This is a genomic window from Streptomyces pacificus (genome assembly GCF_011766325.1).
Lineage (GTDB): Bacteria > Actinomycetota > Actinomycetes > Streptomycetales > Streptomycetaceae > Streptomyces > Streptomyces pacificus.
This window is the reverse complement of record NZ_BLLG01000009.1, coordinates 1-20,664: the sequence shown is the minus strand read 5'-3', so window position 1 is coordinate 20,664 and position 20,664 is coordinate 1. Positions and strand designations below refer to the sequence as shown.

The window sequence follows — 20,664 nt, the reverse complement described above, 5'->3', positions numbered from 1 at the left end:
CCGCCCCTACGTTTGGCTGGGGCTCGGAGTGCCATCGAGGGCTCGGGGATCGGCAAGCGAAGGCCTGACCGGGATGACGCCACTGTTCGAGCGTCTGGATCAGGAAGAGGCGCTTGTTCGTGGCGAGTTGGCCACGCTACGCGAGAAGGTCACGGTGACCGAGGAGCGGCTGGCCCACCTGACGATCACGCGGGAGACGCTGCTGTCCCTGGGCGGCGAGGACTGCGGCAACCAGGACGACGCCACGCAGCAGGCGCCGGAGAGGCCCGCAGCCGAGCCGATGCCGCGTGGCCTTGCCTCTGATCCCCAACCTGCCGGTGAGGAAGTACCTGCCGATGGGCCCGCCTCGGCCGGCCCGTTGGAGTGGGAAGTGGCGCGAGAGCAGATGCTGGTGCTGCTGGCGGGGGCGGGTCGGGCGATGAAGGTGCAGGACATTGCATCGGCGATCGGCGATCCACGTCAGCGGCCTCATCGGATCACCCTGTGTGTTGTCCTCGACCAGCTCCAGCAGGGCCGGCACCAGGCCCGGGTCCTTGTCCGCCAGGGCCGGGCGGCCTGCTCCCGGCCGTCGCACCCGCCCGCCCGACTGCGCGTCGGCGTCGAGTTCGGCCAGGCCCCGGCTGACACAGCCCTTCGAGACCCCTGCGGCTCGCGCCACCGCGGCGATCCCACCGTGCCCCAGCTGGCGGGCCTCCGCGCCATAGAGGATTCGGCGCTGCCGCTCGTTCAGATACGGCGTCACCGCCTCAAGCTTCGCCCGTAACAATCCCGTCGATCCCTCAAAGAACCTCATACCACGTCAACGAGCCAAACTACCCGAAGCAACCCACTAATTCATCGACGGCCCCACAGCCCTCGCTCTGGTCACGGATTCATTACATAATGTGTGGTCATCGGCGCGACCAAGCTGGGAGCCACGCTCGGCGCGACGATCGCCACGGCCATCGCGCCCGGCGTGGGAACCGTCGTCGGCGGCGCCATCGGCGCCGCCGCGGGAGCCGTCACCGGCATCCTGGCCACCGGGCCCATCAACAACGCGATGACGAAGGGCTGGAAGAAGCTGTTCGGCTGATCGCAGGCCGGAGAACAGCGCCGGGTGGGCTCCCGAGACGATGACATACCCTCGGAGCCCACCCGGCGGTCCCCCGCAAACGGGGAAGCTCACTGGACAACGGGAGAGAGCACGCCATGCAGTACGCCCTCGGGCTCCTCTTCGCGCTCGGGTCCGCCTTCATGACCTGGCAGTGCGTCCGGCTGTGGAAGGACCCCAGCCTGGTCGGACACTTCATGAACACCTTTGCCTTCATGCCGTTCGGCAAGGAGGTCAAGCGGGGCGAGGTACGCTCGCTCGCCCTGACCTCAGGCTCGCTGTGGGGCATCACGGTGCTGCTGTTCATGGGCCTGACCGATGTGGACATGTCGGGCGCCTGGACCGTCGTCTTCGTCATCGCTCTGGTGACGGTCCTGGGTGCCCTGGCATGCGAAGTCTGCGTCGTCCTTTTCAACGCGCCGAAGTTCGTCGTACCGCCCCACATGAGGTCCGACCTCGGTTCGATCGCCACGCACCGCAAGAAGCGGCGGGAACAGCGCTAGGGCCTGTTCCAGGTTCGGATCATAGGTTTGGGGATTCGCCGGTGCCGGGCGGCCTGGTTCTGGTAGTTGTCGAGGATGGCGCGTGGTGATCTCTCGGATGGCGAGTGGGGGTTGGTCGAGCCGTTCTTGCCGGTGGGCGAGCGCGGCCCGGTCCCTGACCTGCGGCGGCTGTTCAACGCCGTGATGTGGCGGTTCAGGACCGGGGCCCCCTGGCGGGATGTTCCTGAGGAATACGGCTCATGGTCGACCGTCTACGGCGCGTTCCAGCGGTGGGCGGTGGCCGGGACCTTCCAGACGCTGATGGAGGCAATGATCGCCGAGGCGGCGGCTCGTGGGCAGGTCGATCTCGACCTGGTCAGCGTGGATTCCACGGTCGCGCGCGCTCATCATCACGCGGCAGGGATGGCCGTCGATCCCGAACTGCTGGACGGGCTGGAGAAGGCCGTCGCCGAGGAAAAGGGGGTTCAAGAAAGGGACAAAGCGCACCGGTGGCTCCGCCGGACGAAGGCGGCGACGATGTGACGCGTGAGGAGCGGCGGCGTTTACGGCGGCGGCGCAGAGCCCGGCTGCGTGCGGCTGAACTGGGTCGTTCCCGGGGCGGGCTGACCACCAAGACCCACCTCGCGGCCGAACGCCGTTGCCGGCCGCTGTCGTTCGTCGTCACACCGGGACAGGCCGGCGACAGCCCCCGCTTCGTTGCGGTACTGGAGCGCATCAAGGTGCGTGGCCCGGTCGGCCGCCCGCGCACCCGGCCCGGCGCCGTCGCTGCGGACAAGGCGTACTCCTCCCGCGCCAACCGCGCCTACCTGCGGCGACGCCGCATCCGCGGCGTCATCCCGGAGAAGGCCGACCAGGCCGCCAACCGCAAGAAGAAGGGTTCCCGCGGCGGCCGACCGGTCAGTCACGACCCGGACCTGTACAAGGACCGCAATACCGTCGAGCGCTGCATCAACAAGATCAAGGAGTGGCGGGGCCTGGCAACCCGCTACGACAAGACCGCCACCAGCTACCTTGCCGGACTCCACCTACGCGGTGCCATGATCTGGATCCGCAGCCTCCGACCGACATGATCCGAACCTGGAACAGGCCCTAGAAGCACGGCAATGCGAAGTGCCCCAACCGGCTCGGCCGGGGCGGGGCACTTCGTCTTAGTGGTCGGTTCATGAGTCTTTGAGTGGATCTGCGACTCTGGTGCGCAATTCCTGACGCGGAGTCCGATGGCCGCGGCGTGATCGGCCCTGCGGCCGGTTCCCCGTTCCTCGGCCGCAGGGGTGAGAGATGTCGATGCAGCCCAAGGCCCTGCCACCGGTACCGGAGCAGACCGCGAAGATCGCCCGCAAGGCTTTCCCCAAAGGGAGCCTGCCGATACGGGTCCGCGACCGGCTGGCCGAGGTGTTCGCCGACGAGCCGTTCGCCGAGGCGTTCGGTACGCGCGGCACCCCTGGGCTGTCGCCGGGTGTGTTGTCGCTGGTGACGGTGCTGCAGTTCGCTGAGAACCTGACCGACCGGCAGGCCGCGGCCATGACGGTGCGGGCCATCGACTGGAAGTACGCCCTCGGGATGGAGCTCGCCGACACCGGTTTCGACCACACCGTGCCGCCCCGCTCCCGCGCCTGCCTTGCCGAACACGGCCTGGAGCGAGTGGTGTTCGACCGGCTGCTGGAGTACTGCAAGGACGCCGGCCTGGTGGCCGCCGGTGGCAAGCAGCGCACCGACGCCACCCACGTCATCAGCGCGGTGCGGGACCTGAACCGCACGGAGCTGGCCGGGGAGAGCGTCCGCGCGGCCCTGGAAGCACTCGCGGTCGCGGCACCGTCCTGGTTGTCGGACACAATCGACGTGGCGGAGTTCGCCCATCGCTACGGCGAGCGGATCAACGGCTGGACGATGCCGTCGTCCCAGACCAAGCGCGAGAAGCTGGCCCACGTCTTCGGCCAGGACGCCCTGACGCTGTGCCGGGCGGCCTACGCGCCTGCCGCCCCGCCCTGGATCCGCGACATCGAGGCCGTGCAGACCCTGCCGCAGGTGCTGGTGCAGACCTACTACCTGCACACCGATGCGCGCGGGCGGGAGGTGGTCAGGAAGCGGGAGGCCGAGACAGGCGGCGTCCCGCCCGGCAGTATCCGCCTGGCCTCCCCCTACGACACCGACGCACGCTGGGCCGCCAAGGGCGAAGACCTGTTCTGGTGCGGCTACAAGATCCACCTGACCGAGAGCTGCCACGCTCCGGCCGAAGCCGAAGCCGGGGGCGGCATCCTGCCTCCGAACCTGATCACCGATGTGATGACCACCGACGCCACCGTGCCGGACGTGAAGGCTACCGCCCCCATCCAGCAGCGGCTCGACGAGCACGGACTGCGGCCCGGTGAGCACTACCTGGACTCCGGCTACCCCTCCGCCGACCTCATCCACGACGCCGCGAAGCAGGGCACCGACATGGTCACCCCGGCCCCGCTCGACCACTCGGCAGAGGCCAAAGCCGCGAGCGGCTTCGACAAGGCCGCCTTCACCGTCGACTGGAAGACCCGCCAGGCCCGCTGCCCCGAAGGACGGACCAGCAGCGGCTGGTATCCCGTCACCCAGCACGGCCGCGACGCTATCGTCGTGGAATTCGCCAAGGCCGACTGCCGCACCTGCCCCTCCCGCGGCAAGTGCACCGCAGCGGCCCGCGGCAACCGCATGCTCACACTGCGGCCGAAGGAACTGCACGAAACCCTCGCCGCCGCCCGCGCCGTGCAGAAGACCGACTCCTTCAAGACCCGGTACAAGCTGCGGGCCGGGGTGGAGGGCACCGTCAACCAGGCCCTGGACGTCACCGGGATCCGCCAGGCCCGCTACCGCGGACTGCCCAAGGTCCGCCTCCAACACGCCCTCTCCGCCACCGCCATCAACATCGTGCGACTCGACGCCCACTGGGCCGGGCAGCCCCTGGACCGCTCACGCAGCAGCCACCTCACCCGACTCAGCTACAAACTCGCCAGTTGACACACGAATTGCGCACCAGAGTCGCCCTGGACGGCCCCCGCCGAGCTGAAACAGCCCCACACGCTGAACAACCACACACCGCGATCACGGCCAGCCCCGCGCCCTCGGGGCTGGCCGTGCTGCTCCCAACACGGCGCGGCAGGCTTCCCGCACGCCGACGACGCCCGGCCTCCGCCATTCACCACCCCGAACACCCTCGAACACACCCCACAAACGACGAAAATCCCGCCCGATCCGAAGATCAAACGGGATTTCGTCAACCGGCCTTGAGCTAGCTCAAGAACGGCGCCTGCGTGGACCTGAGGGGATTTGAACCCCTGACCCCCTCGATGCGAACGAGGTGCGCTACCGGACTGCGCCACAGGCCCTTGCAACGGGTGAAACCTTAGCACCCCGATCGGGGTGCTTGGAAATCCGTTCCTCGCTGGTCGGGCCGGGCGGATTCCCGGAGGCCCGGACGCCTGCCCGGCCCGGTGGCGCCACCCGTCGGCCGGGGGCCGCTACTCGTTCGCGGCGCGGGGCCGGTCCTCGTCCGCGTACTGGTCGAAGAGCGGCGTGCGGCCGTGTTCACGGGTGCGGCGCGGCGGGGTGGTGCGCTGGCGCGGGGGCTGCGGGGCGGAGGACGCCGCCGGATCGGCCGTCGAGGAGCGGGCCGAGCTCCAGGTCTCCGGGTCCGCGACGTCGATGCCGCTCGTGGCGCGCGGGGCGACCGGTGCGGTGACGTACGTGGGGAGCGGCACCGGGACCGGGTCCCAGCTGTCGCCGCGCCCGGGGCCCGGGTCGCGCTGCTGGTCCACCCACTCGGCGTGGTCGGTCTGCTCGACCAGGGCGCGGCGGCCCGCCTCCTGCGGCGAGACCGCGGGGGCCGGCTCGGGTTCGGGCCGTGCCGGGGCCGCGTCGTCCTGGTCGCGGGCGGCGACGGGCCGGCGGCGCGAGCGGGTCTCCCGCAGCCGCTGCGCGGCCGCCTCGGCATGGCGCCGGTCCATCACGTACACGAAACGGCGGCGCTCCTGGGCCCGCAGATAGGCGATATAGGCACTGAGGAGGAGCGCGGGGACCGCCGGCGCCCACAGCAGGCCCAGTCCGCCGACGGCGGCGACGATCGCGCCGAGCGTGAAGGCGAGGAAGAGGAGCACGGTGGTGCGACGGCGGCGGGCGAGCACCTTGGAGCGCCGGGCGCGTTCCGCTGCCGCGGTGCCGTTCGGCCGGGGTGCCCGCTCCCTGCGGGACCGGGCCGGGACGGGCGGCACGGCCACCCGCGCCTCGGTCCTGGCCGGGGGCGCGGCGAACTCCCGGACGTCGACGGAACTCAGCCGGTCCGTCTCGGACGCCGGGGCGGTGCCGGTGTCGGTGGCGGGGTCGTCCTCGGTGGTGCGCTCGCGCAGCTCCTTGGCGTACCGGCGCTCCATTCCCGCCCGTCCGGACAGCAGCCGGATGGCGGTGCTGAAGCGTTCGGTCGGACGGGCCTCGTTGAGCTCGTCCTGCCTGCGGAGCCACATCGGCACCAAGTAGGCGGCCCAGGCCCCGACGATGACTGCGTAAATGAGGCCGCTGCTGCTCACGCATCACACCGTAGAGGGATTCGCGCGGGCGCATCGGCCAATCGGCCCGGTGTGTCGCACGATCTGGCTGATCCGACTGCCTTTTTTGCGATTCTTCAGATCAACGGGCGATCGAGGAGCGGCGAAATTCGAACGCCTATTTCATTTCTCGTGTCGGGCGGATCGCGCGTGATGCCAGCGGCGCAGGAGCCCCCCGGGAACCTCCTCCGCCGTGAGCGCGAACACCAGATGGTCCCGCCATGCTCCGTCGATGTGGAGATAGCGCGGGCGGAGCCCTTCCTCGCGGAATCCGAGCTTCTCCACCACCCTGCGGCTCGGCCCGTTCTCGGGACGGATGCAGATCTCGACACGGTGCAGGCCGATGCGGTGGAAGCAGTGGTCGACCGCCAGCGCCACGGCCGTGGGCATCACCCCCCGGCCGGCGACCTCGCGGTCGACCCAGTAGCCGACGTGGCCCGAGCACATCGAGCCCCAGGTGATGCCGGCGACGGTGAGCTGGCCGACGAGGCCGCCCCGGTACTCGACCACGAACGGCAGCATGCGCCCGGCATTGGCCTCGGCGCGCAGATGGCGCACCATCTGCCGGTACGTGGGGCGCTGCACGACCGGCCCGCCGGGAGCCGGCGGTGGGACGGTCGCCTCCCAGGGGCGCAGCCACTCCCTGTTGCGCCGGTTCACTTCCCGCCATGCCCGCTGGTCACGCAGTTTTATCGGGCGGAGGGTCACGTCTCCGTCCGCCAGGACCACGGGCCAGGAGTGGATGTTCAGCGGGGGCTCCCTGCGGAGCCCGACGGCCCGGCGGGTTCGGCGGGCACGGCGGGCACGGTGGGCGCGGTGGTCGCGGGGGGCCCGGCAGGTTCGGGCGGCGCCGCGGGCACGGCCGGTTCAACCCGTTCCGGCGGTTCGGCCGGCTCGGCGGGTACGGCCGGTTCAGCCGGTTCAGCCGGTTCAGGCTTCGCGGCCGACGGCGGGTGGTCTCCGCCGTGCAGCTGGTCCACGGCGTGCGGCAGCATCCGGGACAGCACGGCCAGCCCGTCGCGCACGCCGCCCGAGGACCCCGGGAGATTGACGATCAGGGTGCGCTCCGCGACCCCGGCGAGGCCCCGGGACAGCGCCGCGGTGGGCAGCTTCGCGAGACCGTGGGCGCGGATCGCCTCGGGAATGCCGGGGATCTCGTAGTCGAGGACCCTGGCGGTGGCGTCCGGGGTGCGGTCGGTGGGCGAGATCCCGGTACCGCCGGTGGTGAGGATGACGTCGTACGCGGCTGCCACGCCCTCCCTCAGGGCCTTCTCGACCGGCTCCCCGTCGGGAACCACCCGGGGGCCGTCGACCTGGAAGCCCATCCGCGCGAGTCCCTCGGCCAGAAGGGGTCCGCCCCGGTCCTCGTACACCCCCGCCGAGGCCCGGTTGGAGGCGGTCACGACGAGCGCTCGGCGCGGCGGGTGAACCGGCCCGGCGGCCCGGGGCCCGGAACCGGACGCCCCGCCGGCAGCGGGGCCGTGCGCCTCCCCCGCCCGCGGGGTCATCGCCCGGCCTCCGGGCGGGACCAGTGGCCGGACTTCCCGCCGGACTTCTCCTCGACCCGGACGTCGGTGATCACGGCGGCCTTGTCGACCGCCTTGACCATGTCGACGACCGTCAGCGCGGCCACGGACACCGCGGTCAGGGCCTCCATCTCGACGCCCGTGCGATCGGTCGTCCGCACGGTGGCGAGGATCTCGACGGCGTCGTCGGCCACCGAGAGATCCAGTTTCACTCCGGAGATCGCCAGCGGGTGGCACAGCGGGATCAGGTCAGGTGTGCGCTTGGCGCCCATGATGCCCGCGATCCGGGCGGTGGCGAGGGCATCGCCCTTCGGGACGCCCTCCCCCCGCAGCAGTTCGACGACGCGCGGCGAGACCAGGACCCGGCCGCTCGCCCGCGCGGTGCGCGCGGTGACGTCCTTCTCCGAGACGTCGACCATACGGGCCGCGCCCGCCTCGTCGATATGGGTCAGTCCTCGCTGCGCACTCATGGCTGTGGCTCCCGGTCACTGTGTGGTGAGACACGCTACCGCCACGGCCTCGCGCTCATCCGAGCAGGACCACCTCCGTCTCCGTGCCCGGCTCGACGGTGGTCGTGCCTTCGGGGACGACGATGAGCGCGTTCGCCCGGGCGAGGGCCGCGACCAGATGCGACCCGCTGCCGCCGACGGGGGCGACGGTGCCCTTCTCCGCATCGTAGGCACCGCGCAGGAACTGCCGCCTCCCCTCGGGCGAGGTCAGCGCCTCGTCCGTGCGGAGCTCCGCGCGCACCCGCGGCCGGTGCACGTCCTCCAGGCCCATCAGGGCGCGGATCGCGGGGCGGACGAACAGCTCGAAGGACACGTAGGAGGAGACGGGATTGCCGGGCAGGGCGAGCAGCGGGGTGCGGTCGGGGCCGATGGTGCCGAAGCCCTGGGGCTTGCCCGGCTGCATGGCGAGCCTGCGGAAGTCGACCCCGCCGGCAGGGCGAGGCCGCCCGCCCGGCCCGACCCCGCCGCCCCGCTCCTCGTCACCCGGCTCCTCCGCACCCGGCTCGTCCGCACCCGGCTCATCCTCGGCGGCGGCGGACAGCGCCTCCTTGACCACGTCGTACGCCCCGACGCTGACCCCGCCCGTGGTGACCAGGAGATCGGCGCGGATGAGCTGGTCCTCGATGGTGGCGCGCAGCTCGTCGGCGTCGTCGGTGACCGCGCCGACCCGGTAGGCGATGGCCCCGGCCTCGCGGGCGGCGGCGGTGAGCGCGAAGCTGTTGGAGTCGTAGATCCTGCCCGCGCCCAGCTTCTCTCCCGGCTGGACGAGTTCGCTGCCGGTGGACAGGACGACGACCCGGGGCCGCGGCCGCACCCGCACCGTGCCGCGGCCGATCGCGGCGAGCAGGCCGATCTGCGGCGGCCCGAGGACCGTGCCCGCCGGCAGGGCGAGGTCGCCCGCCCGGGCGTCGCTGCCGCGGCCGCGCACATGGGCGCCGGGCGCCGCGGGCCGGTACACCCGCACCTCGCCCGTCGCGCCCTGCGGGGCGGCGCCGGCCGGGCGCATGGCCGTGGCGGGCCCGCCGCCCGTGCCGCCGTCGGTCCACTCCACGGGGACGACGGCCTCGGCACCGGGCGGCAGCGGGGCGCCGGTCATGATCCGGGCGGCCTGCCCGGGGCCGACGGTGCGTGCCTCGCCGCTGCCCGCGGCGATGTCCCCGACGACGGTGAGCACGGCGGGGGCGTCCTCGCCCGCGCGGGCGATGTCGGCGACGCGGACCGCGTAACCGTCCATCGAGCTGTTGTCGAAGGGCGGCAGTGCCACGGTGACCGTGACGTCCTGCACCAGCACGCAGCCCAGCGCGTCGGACAGCGGAAGGTCGATCGGGTCCAGCGGCTGGATCGCGCCGAGGACATCCGCCAGATGGTCGTCCACCGACCACAGGCCCCGCCGGCCGCCGGGGACCTGCCCGGCCGGTCCGTCCCCGGCCGGGGTGGCGGGGCCGGAGCCCGTGCCGGGTGCTGCCGTGCTGCTCACGTGCTACATCTCCTCGGTGACATAACGGCGAAGCCAGGCTCGGAAGTCCGGGCCCAGGTCTTCACGTTCGCACGCGAGTCTGACAATGGCCCGCAGATAGTCGCCGCGGTCGCCGGTGTCGTAGCGGCGGCCCTTGAAGACGACGCCGTGCACGGGCCCGCCGATCGCCTCGTCGGCGGCGAGCGTCTCCAGGGCGTCGGTGAGCTGGATCTCGCCCCCGCGGCCCGGCCCGGTCTCGCGGAGTATCCCGAAGACGGCCGGGTCGAGGACGTAGCGGCCGATGATCGCGTAGTTGCTGGGGGCCTCGGCCGGGTCGGGCTTCTCCACCAGCCCGGTGACCCGGACGACACCGTCCTCGCCGGTGGCCTCCACGGCCGCGCAGCCGTACAGGTGGACCTGGGAGGGCTCGACCTCCATCAGGGCGACGACACTGCCGCCCGCGCGCTCGCGGACGTCGACCATCCGGGACAGCAGCGGGTCGCGGGGGTCGATCAGGTCGTCACCGAGGAGTACCGCGAAGGGCTGCTCGCCGACGTGGGGCGCGGCGCACAGGACGGCGTGGCCGAGGCCCCTGGGGTCGCCCTGGCGCACATAGTGCATGGTGGCGAGGTCGCTGGACTCCTGGACCCGCGCGAGGCGCGCGGCGTCGCCCTTGCGGCTGAGCGCCTCCTCCAGTTCGTAGTTGCGGTCGAAGTGGTCCTCCAGGGGGCGCTTGTTGCGCCCGGTGACCATGAGAACATCCGAGAGGCCTGCGCCGACGGCCTCTTCTACCACGTACTGGATCGCCGGCTTGTCGACGACGGGCAGCATCTCCTTGGGAGTGGCCTTCGTGGCCGGCAGGAACCGGGTGCCGAGGCCTGCGGCGGGGATGACGGCCTTGCTGATCCTGGGGTGCGACTCACTCATGCGGGCACCATATCCGGTGGCTATGGGAAGAAGATGAGGGTCCGCTTAACTCCTCCCCATACGGTCATATTGACAGGTGATTGCGAGGTTGCCATGGGCTCCGAGATGTCAGGAAAGGGCACGCTTCGACGTGAACTGCTCGACGCACGACGCCTGCTGTCCGCTGAAGACGTCCGCGAGTCGTCGCTGGTTCTCGCCCGCCGCGCAGTGGAGCTTCCGGAGCTGGCGGGCGCCCGCACCGTGGCCGCCTATGTCTCCGTGGGGCGCGAACCCGGCACGCGCACGCTGCTCGACGCGCTGCGCACGCGGGGCGTGCGGGTGCTCCTCCCGGTACTGCTGGACGACAACGACCTCGATTGGGCGGTGTACGAGGGGCCGGACCGCCTGGTACCGGCCCGTCGCGGCCTGGCGGAGCCCGCGGGTCCGCCGCTGGGACAGAGGGCCGTACTGGAGGCGGACACGGTCCTGCTGCCGGGACTCGCGGTGGACGAGCGGGGCATGCGGCTCGGCCGCGGCGGCGGCTCGTACGACCGGGTCCTCGCCCGGCTGGAGGCGGCCGGGGCCCGTCCCGCCCTCGTCGTGCTGCTGTACGGACACGAGGTGGTCGCCCGGGTCCCGGAGGAACCGCACGACCACCCCGTACACGCCGCGGTGACCCCGGAGGGCGTCCACCGCTTCGCGGACCGGCCTACGGCCTGAGCACCAGCGTGTCCTCCGTCGCCGCTTCGACCGCCTTGCCGGTGTAAGCCCAGTCGAGCAGTTCGCCCTTGGCCCACTTGTCGGTCTGGTCGGTGTAGTGGTCGCTGTAGGCGTGGCCGGAGGCACCCGTCAGATTGATCCAGCGGGACTTGTCCCAGTCGCCCACGTTGACGACCATCCGCATCGACGGGACCCAGGTCACGTCGTAGCCGGCGGCCGCGTTCCAGCCGGTCGCATCGACCGCGGCCTCTCCGCCGCCGAGGCTCCACGGGCCGCGGTTGAGCATCCACCGCAGTACGCCGGGGCCGGAGGTGCCCAGCGTCTGGTTCTTCAGCGTCAGCTGGTGCAGCCTGCCCCAGCTCCAGCTGCCGACGTCCTTGCCGAGCTTGGCCGTCAGCTCCCAGCGTGCGTCCTTCATTGCCCGGGCGAACAGCTCGTCACGGGTGGTCGTGGCCGGGTCCTTGCGGGTCCTCGGCGCCTGCCACCACTCGCTGTCCTCGACGTCTATCAGCGCGCGGACCACTTCGTACCAGCGGTCGCCGCCGTCCGGCTGGGCCGAGTCCGCGTCGCGCTGGCCGCACTCGCGCACCAGCGAGTTCAGGTCGTCGACCGGGCCGGTGCTGTCGGCCGGACGGACGTTGAGGCACTCGCCCCGGATCCGCAGCTCCTTGGGCAGCTTGTTGCCGAAGGCCAGCCTGAGCACATGGCGCCAGACGCCGTTGAAGTAGGCGGCGGCCCCGGAATCCGGCTCCTGGGTGTAGTCCCAGCCCTCCAGCAGCTTCTGCGCCTCCCGCACATACGGGTCCGAGACGTCGATCTTCAGCAGGTGCGGAGTCAGCAGCTTGGCGATCTCGCTCTGGTTGTCCGTCTGCATGGTGCGCATGTCGTCGGTCGAGATCTTCCCGCCGTCCTTGGTCTTCGCCTCGATCAGGTCGTGGATCCGCTGGCTCCGGGAGCCGTACCCGTAGTCCCCGGTGATCAGATACGGGTACGTCCCGTCGTCCACGACGGCCTGGTTGGCGGTGACGATGTAGCCGCGCTCCGGGTTGTACTCGTACGGCAGCTCGTCGAAGGGGATGTACCCCTTCCAACCGGAGGTCGGGTTCCAGCCCGGGGCGGGCATCGAGCCGTCGAAGCCCTCGGCCCGGACCGGGATCTTCCCGGGAGCCTGGTAGCCGATGTTGCCCTCGGTGTCCGCGTAGACCAGGTTCTGCGAGGGGACCTCGAAGTCCTTCGCCGCAGCGCGGAAGCCCTCGAAGTCCTTCGCCCGGTTGAGCTTGAACACCGCGTCCATGGAGTTGCCCGGATCCAGCGCCGTCCAGCGCAGCGCCACCCCGAAGCCGTTGCCGCGGTCGGGGGCCGGGGTCGTCACCGGTGCCCGCTCGCCGACCCGCTCCAGCTCGGAGCTGCGGTCGGAGATCAGCGGTCCGTGGTCGGTCTCCCGGACGGTGATCTTCTTGCTGCCGCCGCCGGCGATCCTGATCGTCTCCTCGCGGACCTTGAAGGGTTTGGTCCGGCTGCCGGACAACCACCCCGTCTGGGAGACCTTCTCCAGGTAGAGGTCGGTGACGTCGGCACCGAGGTTGGTGAAGCCCCAGGCGATGTCCTGGTTGTGGCCGATGACCACGCCCGGCATGCCGGAGAAGGTGTACCCGGCGACATCGAAGGAGCACGTGTCCGAGACGGCGCGGCAGTGCAGGCCCATCTGGGCCCACAGCGACGGCAGCTGCGGCGCGAGGTGGGGGTCGTTGGCGAGCAGCGGCTTCCCGGTGGTGGTGTACGCGCCGGAGACCACCCACGAGTTGGAACCGATGCCGCTGCCGTTCGGGCCGAGCAGGGCCGGGATCCGGTCGAGCACGTCGGAGAGGCCGGAGAGCTGCGTCTGTGTGCCCTGGTCACTGCCCGACCCGGTGTCCGACCCGGTGTCCGACCCGGTGTCCGAACCGGTGTCCGAACCGGTGTCCGAACCGCTGCTCAAGGCGCTGCCCGAGCCGCTGGCCGAGCCGCCTTCCGAGGTGCTGTCCGGACCGCTGCCCGGAGCGTCCTCCGGGCCGGCTACCGCGTCCGCACCGCCGTCGGCTGTTCCGCCTCCCTGCGACGACGATCCGGCGCCCGCGGAACCGGAGAAGTCCGAGGAGCCCGAGGACCCCGGGGAGTCCGGGGAGTCCGGGGAACCCGAGGAGTTCCGGGCATCCGTGGAGGGTTCCGCCTCCGGGTCCCACTTCCCGGCGCCCTCGTCCACGGCACCGGCCGTAACGATCGGCTGGTGCAGGTCGTACGGGTACGCCGGGTACAGCTGCTCGATCTGCTGTTCGGTCAGCCGGCTGGTCATCAGCGAGCGGTCGATCTCCTCCTGCATGTTGCCGCGCAGGTCCCAGGCCATCGCCTTCAGCCAGGCGACCGAATCGACCGGCGTCCACTTCTCCGGCCGGTAGTCGCCGGTGAGCCCCAGGGCCGCGTGCTCCAGCGAGAGGTCGGCTCCGTCACGGTCCGCCAGGTAGGCGTTGACGCCGTCGGCGTAGGCCTGGAGGTACTTCTTGGTCTCGGGCGCGAGTTTCTCGTCGAACTCCTGCTGAGCCACCCGGTGCCAGCCGAGGGTGCGCAGGAAGGCGTCCGTCTCGACCTGCCCCGCACCGAACATCTCGGACAGCCGGCCCGCCGTGACGTGGCGGCGCACGTCCATCTCCCAGAAGCGGTCCTGCGCGTGCACGAAGCCCTGCGCGCGGAACAGGTCCTCGTCGGTGCTCGCGTAGAGCTGCGGAATCCCGTTGGCGTCGCGCTTGACGTCCACCGGGGCCGACAGGCCGTCGAGCCTGATCGTCCCGGTGGTCTGCGGGAAGGACGCGCGCACGGTGCCGACGCCCCAGTAAGCACCGCCGCCGACACCCGCGACCAGCGCCAGGGCCAGGGCGAGCACGATCAGGCGGGCGCGGCGGCCCCGCCTCCTGGCTGGCTTCTCGGCGGAGGAGGCGGTTGTGTTGGAGGGCATCGCTGTCCTTCGAGGGCAGGGTGATCCTGGAGGTGCAGGAGCAACCTTAGGCGCAGCGATCGGCGGGTCCGGACGCGGTATCAGTAACGCTGCATCACCCCCGCGGCATTCGAACTTACTGGCGATCAACAAGGGAAATCGGCCATGGGAGCGTCAAGATTGCGTTAAAGATTAGGTAAGGTAACGAAGTGTCGTGTGCCGGAGGCACGATCCGGCAGGCGCACGAGGGAAGGATCGGCCGCTGACTGTCCACCAGCTCAACGCACTTCTGCTCATCTGCTCGCTCGTCCTGCTCATCGCCGTCGTGGCCGTGCGCATCTCCTCCCGGAGCGGGCTCCCCAGCCTGCTCCTCTATCTGGGCATCGGCATCGCGATCGGGCAGGACGGCATCTTCGCCGTCGAGTTCGACAACGCCGGACTCACTCAGGTGATCGGCTATGCCGCTCTCGTGGTGATCCTGGCCGAGGGCGGTCTGAGCACCAAGTGGAAGGAGATCAGACCGGCCCTGCCCGCGGCGGCGATGCTGTCGACCGTCGGCATCGCCGTGAGCGTCGGCGTCACGGCCGCAGGAGCCCACTACCTGGTCGGACTGGAATGGCGGCAGGCACTGGTCATCGGCGCGGTCGTCTCCTCGACGGACGCCGCCGCGGTCTTCTCCGTATTGCGGAGGGTGCCCCTCCCCGCCCGCACCACGGGTGTCCTCGAGGCGGAGTCCGGCTTCAACGACGCTCCCGTCGTCATCCTCGTCATCGCGCTGTCCACCACCGAACCCGTCGAGGCGTGGTACATCCTCATCGGAAAAATCCTGCTGCAGCTGGCGATCGGCGCCGCGATCGGTCTCGCCGTCGGCTGGCTCGGCGCGCTCGGGCTGCGCCATGTCGCCCTTCCCGCGTCCGGCCTGTACCCGATCGCCGTGATGGCCATCGCGGTGACCGCCTACGCCGTCGGTGCCCTCGCCGACGGCAGCGGCTTCCTCGCCGTCTACCTCGCGGCGATGGTGCTCGGGAACTCGAGACTGCCCCACTGGCCGGCCACCCGCGGATTCGCCGACGGACTCGGCTGGATCGCCCAGATCGGGATGTTCGTCCTGCTCGGACTGCTCGTCTCCCCGAGCGAGCTGCTGCGCGACTTCTGGCCCGCCGTGGTCATCGGGCTGGTGCTGACGATGGCGGCCCGGCCACTGTCGGTCTTCATCAGCCTGCTGCCGTTCCGCATCCCATGGCGCGAGAAGACCCTGATGTCGTGGGCCGGACTGCGCGGCGCCGTGCCCATCATCCTGGCGACCATTCCGCTGGTGTCCGGGATCGAGGGCAGCGAACGAATCTTCAACATCGTCTTCGTGCTCGTCGTCGTCTACACGCTGCTCCAGGGGCCGACGCTGCCCTGGATGGCGAAGGCGCTCAAGCTGGGGGACGGCCCGGAGGCCGCCGACCTGGGAATCGAGTCGGCGCCGCTGGAGCGGCTGCGCGGGCATCTGCTGTCGGTCGCGATCCCGGAGGAGTCCCGTATGCACGGCGTGGAGGTCGGCGAACTCCGGCTGCCCCCGGGCGCCGCCGTGACACTCGTCGTCCGCGAGGGCAAGAGCTTCGTACCGAGTCCCACGACCGTCCTGCGGCGCGGCGACGAACTGCTGGTGGTGGCGACCGACCCGGTGCGGGACGCGGCCGAGGCACGGCTGCGGGCGGTGGGACAGGGCGGCAAACTGGCCGGCTGGCTGGGGACGCGCGGTTAGGGTCTGCTCTCGGAGAGGACCTCGACCCGTCGAGACCCCCTTCCCAGGCAGGCCTCAGCGGAAAGGCCGGAGGTGGATCGATCAGGGGCCCCGGGGCCTGATCGGGCCGGTAAGCCCTTCGTACGGGAGAGACCGGCACGGGGCTGGGCCGAGGCCGCGAGGGCAGCCGCGATACGGCACGGGGCAGCACAGCACCGCGCAACAGAGCGAAGCACCGCACAGCACCGCGCAGCACCGGACAACACCGCGCAGCACCGCGCAGCACCGCGCAGCACCGCGCAGAACGCAGAACGCAGCACGCAGCACGCAGCACCGACAAGCGACCGAGGGGCAGCCGCGGTACGGCAGCACCCGCGCGAGGCGGGGCCCCGGGCGAACTCCCCGGGCGCTCCCGGGATCGGCACAGGACCATGCCGCGGGGCAGGCACATGGGCCGGCGGCGGGAGAGGCCGCCCTGCGCGAACTCCCCGGGCGGGATACCGCCCCCGCGGGGGCGGTATCCCGCCCGGAGCCTCCGCACCCCAGGTCAATCCCAGGTGCCGCTCACGTTGCGCTGCCGCAATCCGAGGCGGCCCATCGACGGGCCCTGTAACATGAAGGCGCACTGATCGACCAACTCTGCCTGACGCAGAGCTGGCGCGACCGTATGGCGGCCGAGTGACCCCCCGCAGCGGGGCCCGGTATCCACCGCAGTTCCGCGCAAGAGGACAGCTCTCGGCGATCCCCGGCACCCCGGGAAAGCGCTACCAGGCGGCAGAAAGGCAAGGGCCGTGGAGTCCACGGTCACTCCTGGCACGCCTACCGGCACGCCCCCGAACGCTCCCCCGGCGCCGTCGCCCTCGTTCTCGCCCTCGTCATCCGTCTCGTCCCCGTCGCCTCACTCGTCCTCGTCCCCGTCGCCGTCCTCGCCGTCCTCGCCGTCACACTCGTCATCTCCGTCGGCCTCGCCGTCCTCGCCGTCGCGCAGGCGGCCACTGTCCGGGCCCTCGACCGGCGGCCGGCGCCCCGGCTACGGGCAGCTGCTCCGCACTCCCGGCGCGTGGACCTTCCTGCTCCCCGGGTTCGCCGCCCGGCAGCCGTTCGCGATGCTGACGATCGGCATCGTCCTCCTCGTCCAGCACACCACCGGTTCGTACGGAGACGCCGGAGCCGTCGCCGCCGTCACCGGCGTCTCCATGGCGCTCTTCGCCCCGCAGAGCGGCCGGCTCGCCGACCGCTTCGGGCAGCGGGCCGTGCTGGTACCCGGTGTGCTGGTGCACACAGCTGCCGTCGGAGCGCTGACCGCGCTGGCGCTCGCGGGCGCCCCCCTGTGGGCGCTCTTCGCCGCCGCGGTACCGACCGGCGCCTCGGTCCCGCAGGTCGGCCCGATGGTGCGGGCCCGCTGGGCCGCACGGCTCGGCGGGTCCCGGCTGATGCCCACGGCCGCGGCGTTCGAGTCGGTCACCGACGAGTTCACCTTCGTGGTCGGACCGGTCCTCGCCACCGCCCTGTGCACCGGCGTCCACCCGGCCGCCGGACTGATCGCCGAGGCCGGACTGACCCTGGCCGGCGGTCTGCTGTTCGCCGCCCAGCGCCGCACGCAGCCGGCCTTCGGCAGCCCCGGCCCCGGCGGGCGGGCGAAGCGTGCTTCGGCACTGTCGGTGCCCGGCGTCCGGGTCCTCGCCGTCGCCTTCCTCGGCATCGGTTCCGTCTTCGGCGGTATGCAGGTCTCGCTCACCGCGTTCACCCAGGAAATCGGTCAGCCCGGTATGAACGGTCTGCTCTACGGGCTGTTCGCCGCGGGCAACATGCTCGCGGGAATCGCCGTGGGCGCGATCGCGTGGAAGTCCGGACCCCGGCGGCGCATGGTAGCGGGTTACGCGGGCCTGGCACTCGCCGCGTCGCTGCTCTGGACGGCGCACTCCGCGGTACTGCTCGGCGGTCTCGGACTGGTCGTCGGGGTCTTCATCGCGCCCGCGCTGATCGGCGGCTTCACGCTGGTCGAACCGCTGGTGCCGGCGTCGGCGCGGACGGAGGCCTTCACCTGGCTGACCGGATCGGTGGCTCTCGGCCAGGCGGCAGCGGTGACCGTCGCCGGCCGGCTCGCCGACACCCACGGCTCGGCCGCCGGTTTCCTGGTACCGCTGGCGGGCACCGTGCTCGCCCTGGCCACCCTGGTGGCGCTGCGTTCCCGCCTGGTGCCGCGCCCACACACCCTGACGGTCGCACGTGGTGTCGGTCACCGAGTGCCCGTGACGGTGGACTGAGACGGGGGAATACGTCAATATGGACCATCGTTAGCACTCATCGAGTGAGAGTGCCAGGAGGAAGACAAGTGCCGACGTACCAGTACCAGTGCACCGAGTGCGGCGAGGGCCTCGAGGCGGTGCAGAAGTTCACCGACGACGCCCTGACCGAGTGCCCGGGCTGTCACGGACGCCTCAAGAAGGTGTTCTCGGCCGTCGGCATCGTCTTCAAGGGCTCCGGCTTCTACCGCAACGACAGCCGCAGCTCCTCCTCGGGCAGCACGCAGTCGACCGCGTCGGCGAAGTCCCAGGGGTCCGCGTCCGGGACTTCTTCCACGTCCTCGTCGTCGGATTCGTCGTCATCAGGGGCGTCGTCATCAGGGGCGTCGTCGGACTCGAAGTCCGCGGCCGCCTCCTCCGGCTCGTCGTCGTCCACCACATCCGGCAGCACGACGGCCGCCTGATCCCTGGACTCGCAGGGTCCCCGCAGCCTCCGGGCGGCGGGGACCTTCCGCATGGGCCCCTTCCCGTGCTCTCGTACTTCCGCCTTCCGCGCTCTCGTACTTCCGCGCTTCTGCTGTGCACCCCTTTCCGCGCTCTCGTCCGCGCTCCCGCATGCCCCCGTACCCGACCCTGACCCTGTGGACCCGACCCTGTGGCCCGCCTCCGCGCACCCGCCGAGCTCGTACGACGCATCCCGAGAGCAGGACGCCCGGTGAGCGGTCGGCGGGAGCGGCGAGGGTCCGTCCGCAGGCAGGGGATACGGCGCAGCGGCCGGCGGACCGGGGCGGGCGGAGCCGATGGCGACCGCCGCCGGACAGCAGCGTGCGGTGGCCGGCGGGTCCGTCGGCAGCACCCGGGGCGGCACGGTAAGCCCGGCGTGACGCGCGGTCGTCCGGCGGGGCGGCGCCCCCGAAGCGCCGGGCGACCCACAGGTGCGGTGCCGTCCGGTGCCGTCCGGCGCCGGACGGCACCGGACGGCACCGGACGCGGGAGGCAACTGCGAGGGGTCCGGGCATGGTGTGCGGCGCGGGGGAGGGATACCGGCCCGCGTACGAGCACGGCTACTGTGACGGCCATGGCCAACACAGAGAGCGCAGAGCGTGCGGAGATCGGCGTCATCGGCGGCTCGGGGTTCTACTCCTTTCTGGAGAACGTGACCGAGACCGAGGTCACCACGCCCTACGGCAGCCCGAGTGATTCGCTGTTCTTCGGTGAGATCGCGGGACGGAAGGTCGCCTTCCTGCCCCGGCACGGCCGGGGCCACCGCCTGCCGCCGCACCGCATCAACTACCGCGCCAACCTGTGGGCCCTGCGGTCGGTGGGCGTACGCCAGGTGCTCGGGCCGTGCGCCGTCGGCGGCCTGCGGCCGGAGCACGGACCCGGAACCCTGCTCGTTCCCGACCAGTTGGTGGACCGGACCAAGTCCCGGGCCGACACCTACTTCGACGGTGAGCCGCTCACGACCGGCGAAGTGCCGAACGTCGTCCATGTGTCCCTCGCCGACCCCTACTGCCCGACGGGGCGGCAAGCCGCACTGGCTGCGGCGCGGGGACGCGGCTGGGAGCCGGTCGACGGCGGAACGCTCGTCGTGGTCGAGGGACCGCGCTTCGGCACCCGCGCCGAGTCCCGCTGGCATGCCGCCATGGGCTGGTCGGTGGTGGGGATGACCGGGCACCCCGAGGCCGCGCTCGCCCGCGAGTTGGAGCTCTGCTACACGTCCATGAACCTGGTGACGGACCTCGACGCCGGGGCGGAGAGCGGCGAGGGCGTCTCTCACGAGGAAGTGCTCGCGGTCTTCGCCGCGAACGTGGACAGGCTGCGGGACGTGCTGTTCGACGCAGTGGCGGGACTGCCTGCGAACGAGGAACGCCACTGCCGCTGCACGAGCGCGCTGAACGGCCTGAAGACGGGCATTACGCTGCCGTAGCACGTGGAGGGGCCGGGCCGGAAGATTTCAAGTCCAATGAGACGGTTGTGATGCTATGAGGTTTGTGGTGCGGGTTCCCTGCGCTTGGCCGGGTCGTTGATCCAAGCGGTCTGGGGTATCTGGGGTGGTCGGGGGCGTCGGCCGAAGCGTTCGGGGTGGCGGGCGTATGCCTCGGCAAGGGTGACGGCCCGCTGGTCGCGGACCTCATCGGCGGTGCCGAAGTGGACGGATGCGGGTGTGTGCCAGCCGATGCCCGAGTGCCGGTGCTCATGGTTGTAGTACGCGATGAACGCGTCGAACCACTCGCGGGCGTGGGCCAGGGAGTCGAACCGTTCGGGATAGTCGGACATGTACTTCGTGGTCTTGAACTGGGCCTCGCTGTAGGGGTTGGCGTGATCCGTCGACTGCTCAGGTTCCGGACTCTGGAGATGCAGGCGGGGTGCGGGTGACGCACCCGTTCCACCCGCTGTTTGGACGGGAGTTGGAGTTCATCGAGCGCCGTCAGTGCTGGCG

Annotated in this window: 16 protein-coding genes, 1 tRNA gene and 3 pseudogenes; 10 read left to right on the top strand and 10 right to left on the bottom strand. The window is 71.3% G+C overall.

Annotated elements, in window-relative coordinates; translation table 11 throughout:
* Positions 1–454: 454 nt before the first annotated feature.
* Positions 455–793 (bottom strand): annotated as a pseudogene (locus SCWH03_RS29095) (ISAzo13 family transposase); the annotation flags it as partial.
* 93 nt (positions 794–886) lie between these two features.
* Here SCWH03_RS29095 and SCWH03_RS16315 point away from each other — a divergent pair.
* The 4 genes and pseudogenes from SCWH03_RS16315 to SCWH03_RS16300 all read left to right on the top strand — a co-directional run bounded on the left by SCWH03_RS16315 (position 887) and on the right by SCWH03_RS16300 (position 4,578).
* Positions 887–1,072: a hypothetical protein gene (locus SCWH03_RS16315; protein ID WP_173264986.1), complete on the top strand. Its 186-nt coding sequence runs from the start codon at positions 887–889 to the stop codon at positions 1,070–1,072.
* A 116-nt stretch (positions 1,073–1,188) separates the two neighbouring features.
* Positions 1,189–1,593, top strand: a complete 405-nt coding sequence (locus SCWH03_RS16310) for a hypothetical protein (RefSeq protein ID WP_173264985.1) — start codon at positions 1,189–1,191, stop codon at positions 1,591–1,593.
* 75 nt (positions 1,594–1,668) lie between these two features.
* Positions 1,669–2,663, top strand: a pseudogene (locus SCWH03_RS16305) (IS5 family transposase).
* A 208-nt stretch (positions 2,664–2,871) separates the two neighbouring features.
* Positions 2,872–4,578, top strand: coding sequence for an IS1182 family transposase (locus SCWH03_RS16300; RefSeq protein ID WP_173264984.1), 1,707 nt, complete (start codon positions 2,872–2,874; stop codon positions 4,576–4,578).
* Positions 4,579–4,872: 294 nt separating this feature from the next.
* On the opposite strand, the gene SCWH03_RS16295 is transcribed toward SCWH03_RS16300, so the two are convergent.
* The 7 genes and pseudogenes from SCWH03_RS16295 to galU all read right to left on the bottom strand — a co-directional run bounded on the left by SCWH03_RS16295 (position 4,873) and on the right by galU (position 10,576).
* Positions 4,873–4,946: transfer RNA gene (locus tag SCWH03_RS16295), tRNA-Ala, on the bottom strand.
* A gap of 132 nt (positions 4,947–5,078) precedes the next feature.
* Positions 5,079–6,140 (bottom strand): divisome protein SepX/GlpR, encoded by a 1,062-nt coding sequence (gene sepX / locus SCWH03_RS16290; RefSeq protein WP_173264983.1) that lies wholly within the window; start codon positions 6,138–6,140, stop codon positions 5,079–5,081.
* Between the two features lie 141 nt (positions 6,141–6,281).
* Positions 6,282–6,887, bottom strand: coding sequence for a GNAT family N-acetyltransferase (locus SCWH03_RS16285; protein ID WP_173264982.1), 606 nt, complete (start codon positions 6,885–6,887; stop codon positions 6,282–6,284).
* Positions 6,888–7,090: 203 nt separating this feature from the next.
* Positions 7,091–7,666, bottom strand: a pseudogene (locus tag SCWH03_RS16280) (MogA/MoaB family molybdenum cofactor biosynthesis protein); the annotation flags it as partial.
* Entirely contained in the window at positions 7,663–8,154 is a 492-nt protein-coding gene (gene moaC, locus SCWH03_RS16275; RefSeq protein ID WP_173264980.1) for a cyclic pyranopterin monophosphate synthase MoaC, read from the bottom strand. The gene moaC and the pseudogene SCWH03_RS16280, both read right to left, overlap by 4 nt.
* A 55-nt stretch (positions 8,155–8,209) precedes the next feature.
* A complete protein-coding gene (locus SCWH03_RS16270) occupies positions 8,210–9,670 on the bottom strand; it encodes a molybdopterin molybdotransferase MoeA (protein ID WP_173264979.1) in 1,461 nt (486 codons plus the stop codon).
* Between the two features lie 3 nt (positions 9,671–9,673).
* A complete protein-coding gene (gene galU, locus SCWH03_RS16265; protein WP_173264978.1) occupies positions 9,674–10,576 on the bottom strand; it encodes a UTP--glucose-1-phosphate uridylyltransferase GalU in 903 nt (300 codons plus the stop codon).
* Between the two features lie 93 nt (positions 10,577–10,669).
* Between galU and SCWH03_RS16260 the strand changes: the two genes are divergently transcribed.
* The gene (locus SCWH03_RS16260) at positions 10,670–11,275 is read left to right on the top strand and encodes a 5-formyltetrahydrofolate cyclo-ligase (RefSeq protein WP_173264977.1); all 606 of its coding nucleotides are present in this window, start codon (positions 10,670–10,672) and stop codon (positions 11,273–11,275) included.
* Here SCWH03_RS16260 and SCWH03_RS16255 read toward each other — a convergent pair.
* Positions 11,265–14,264: a penicillin acylase family protein gene (locus SCWH03_RS16255; protein ID WP_173264976.1), complete on the bottom strand. Its 3,000-nt coding sequence runs from the start codon at positions 14,262–14,264 to the stop codon at positions 11,265–11,267. The genes SCWH03_RS16260 and SCWH03_RS16255 overlap by 11 nt on opposite strands.
* A 193-nt stretch (positions 14,265–14,457) precedes the next feature.
* On the opposite strand from SCWH03_RS16255, the gene SCWH03_RS16250 reads away from it, so the two are divergent.
* The 4 genes from SCWH03_RS16250 (at position 14,458) to SCWH03_RS16235 (ending at position 20,151) form a co-directional block, all read left to right on the top strand.
* A complete protein-coding gene (locus SCWH03_RS16250) occupies positions 14,458–15,996 on the top strand; it encodes a potassium/proton antiporter (protein WP_173264975.1) in 1,539 nt (512 codons plus the stop codon).
* A 1,085-nt stretch (positions 15,997–17,081) separates the two neighbouring features.
* A complete protein-coding gene (locus SCWH03_RS16245; protein ID WP_308788876.1) occupies positions 17,082–18,242 on the top strand; it encodes an MFS transporter in 1,161 nt (386 codons plus the stop codon).
* Positions 18,243–18,310: 68 nt separating this feature from the next.
* Positions 18,311–18,685 carry an FmdB family zinc ribbon protein gene (locus SCWH03_RS16240; RefSeq protein ID WP_173264974.1) on the top strand — a complete coding sequence of 125 codons (375 nt, stop codon included), beginning with the start codon at positions 18,311–18,313 and terminating at the stop codon, positions 18,683–18,685.
* A 614-nt stretch (positions 18,686–19,299) separates the two neighbouring features.
* The gene (locus SCWH03_RS16235; protein WP_173264973.1) at positions 19,300–20,151 is read left to right on the top strand and encodes an S-methyl-5'-thioadenosine phosphorylase; all 852 of its coding nucleotides are present in this window, start codon (positions 19,300–19,302) and stop codon (positions 20,149–20,151) included.
* Positions 20,152–20,204: 53 nt separating this feature from the next.
* Here the strand turns inward: SCWH03_RS16235 and SCWH03_RS16230 are convergent, their stop codons facing one another.
* Positions 20,205–20,585, bottom strand: a complete 381-nt coding sequence (locus SCWH03_RS16230; RefSeq protein ID WP_272491073.1) for an integrase core domain-containing protein — start codon at positions 20,583–20,585, stop codon at positions 20,205–20,207.
* A 5-nt stretch (positions 20,586–20,590) separates the two neighbouring features.
* On the opposite strand from SCWH03_RS16230, the gene SCWH03_RS29900 reads away from it, so the two are divergent.
* Positions 20,591–20,664, top strand: a 74-nt coding sequence (locus SCWH03_RS29900) for a DUF5372 family protein (protein ID WP_216854740.1), incomplete at its 3' end; no start/stop codon positions are given.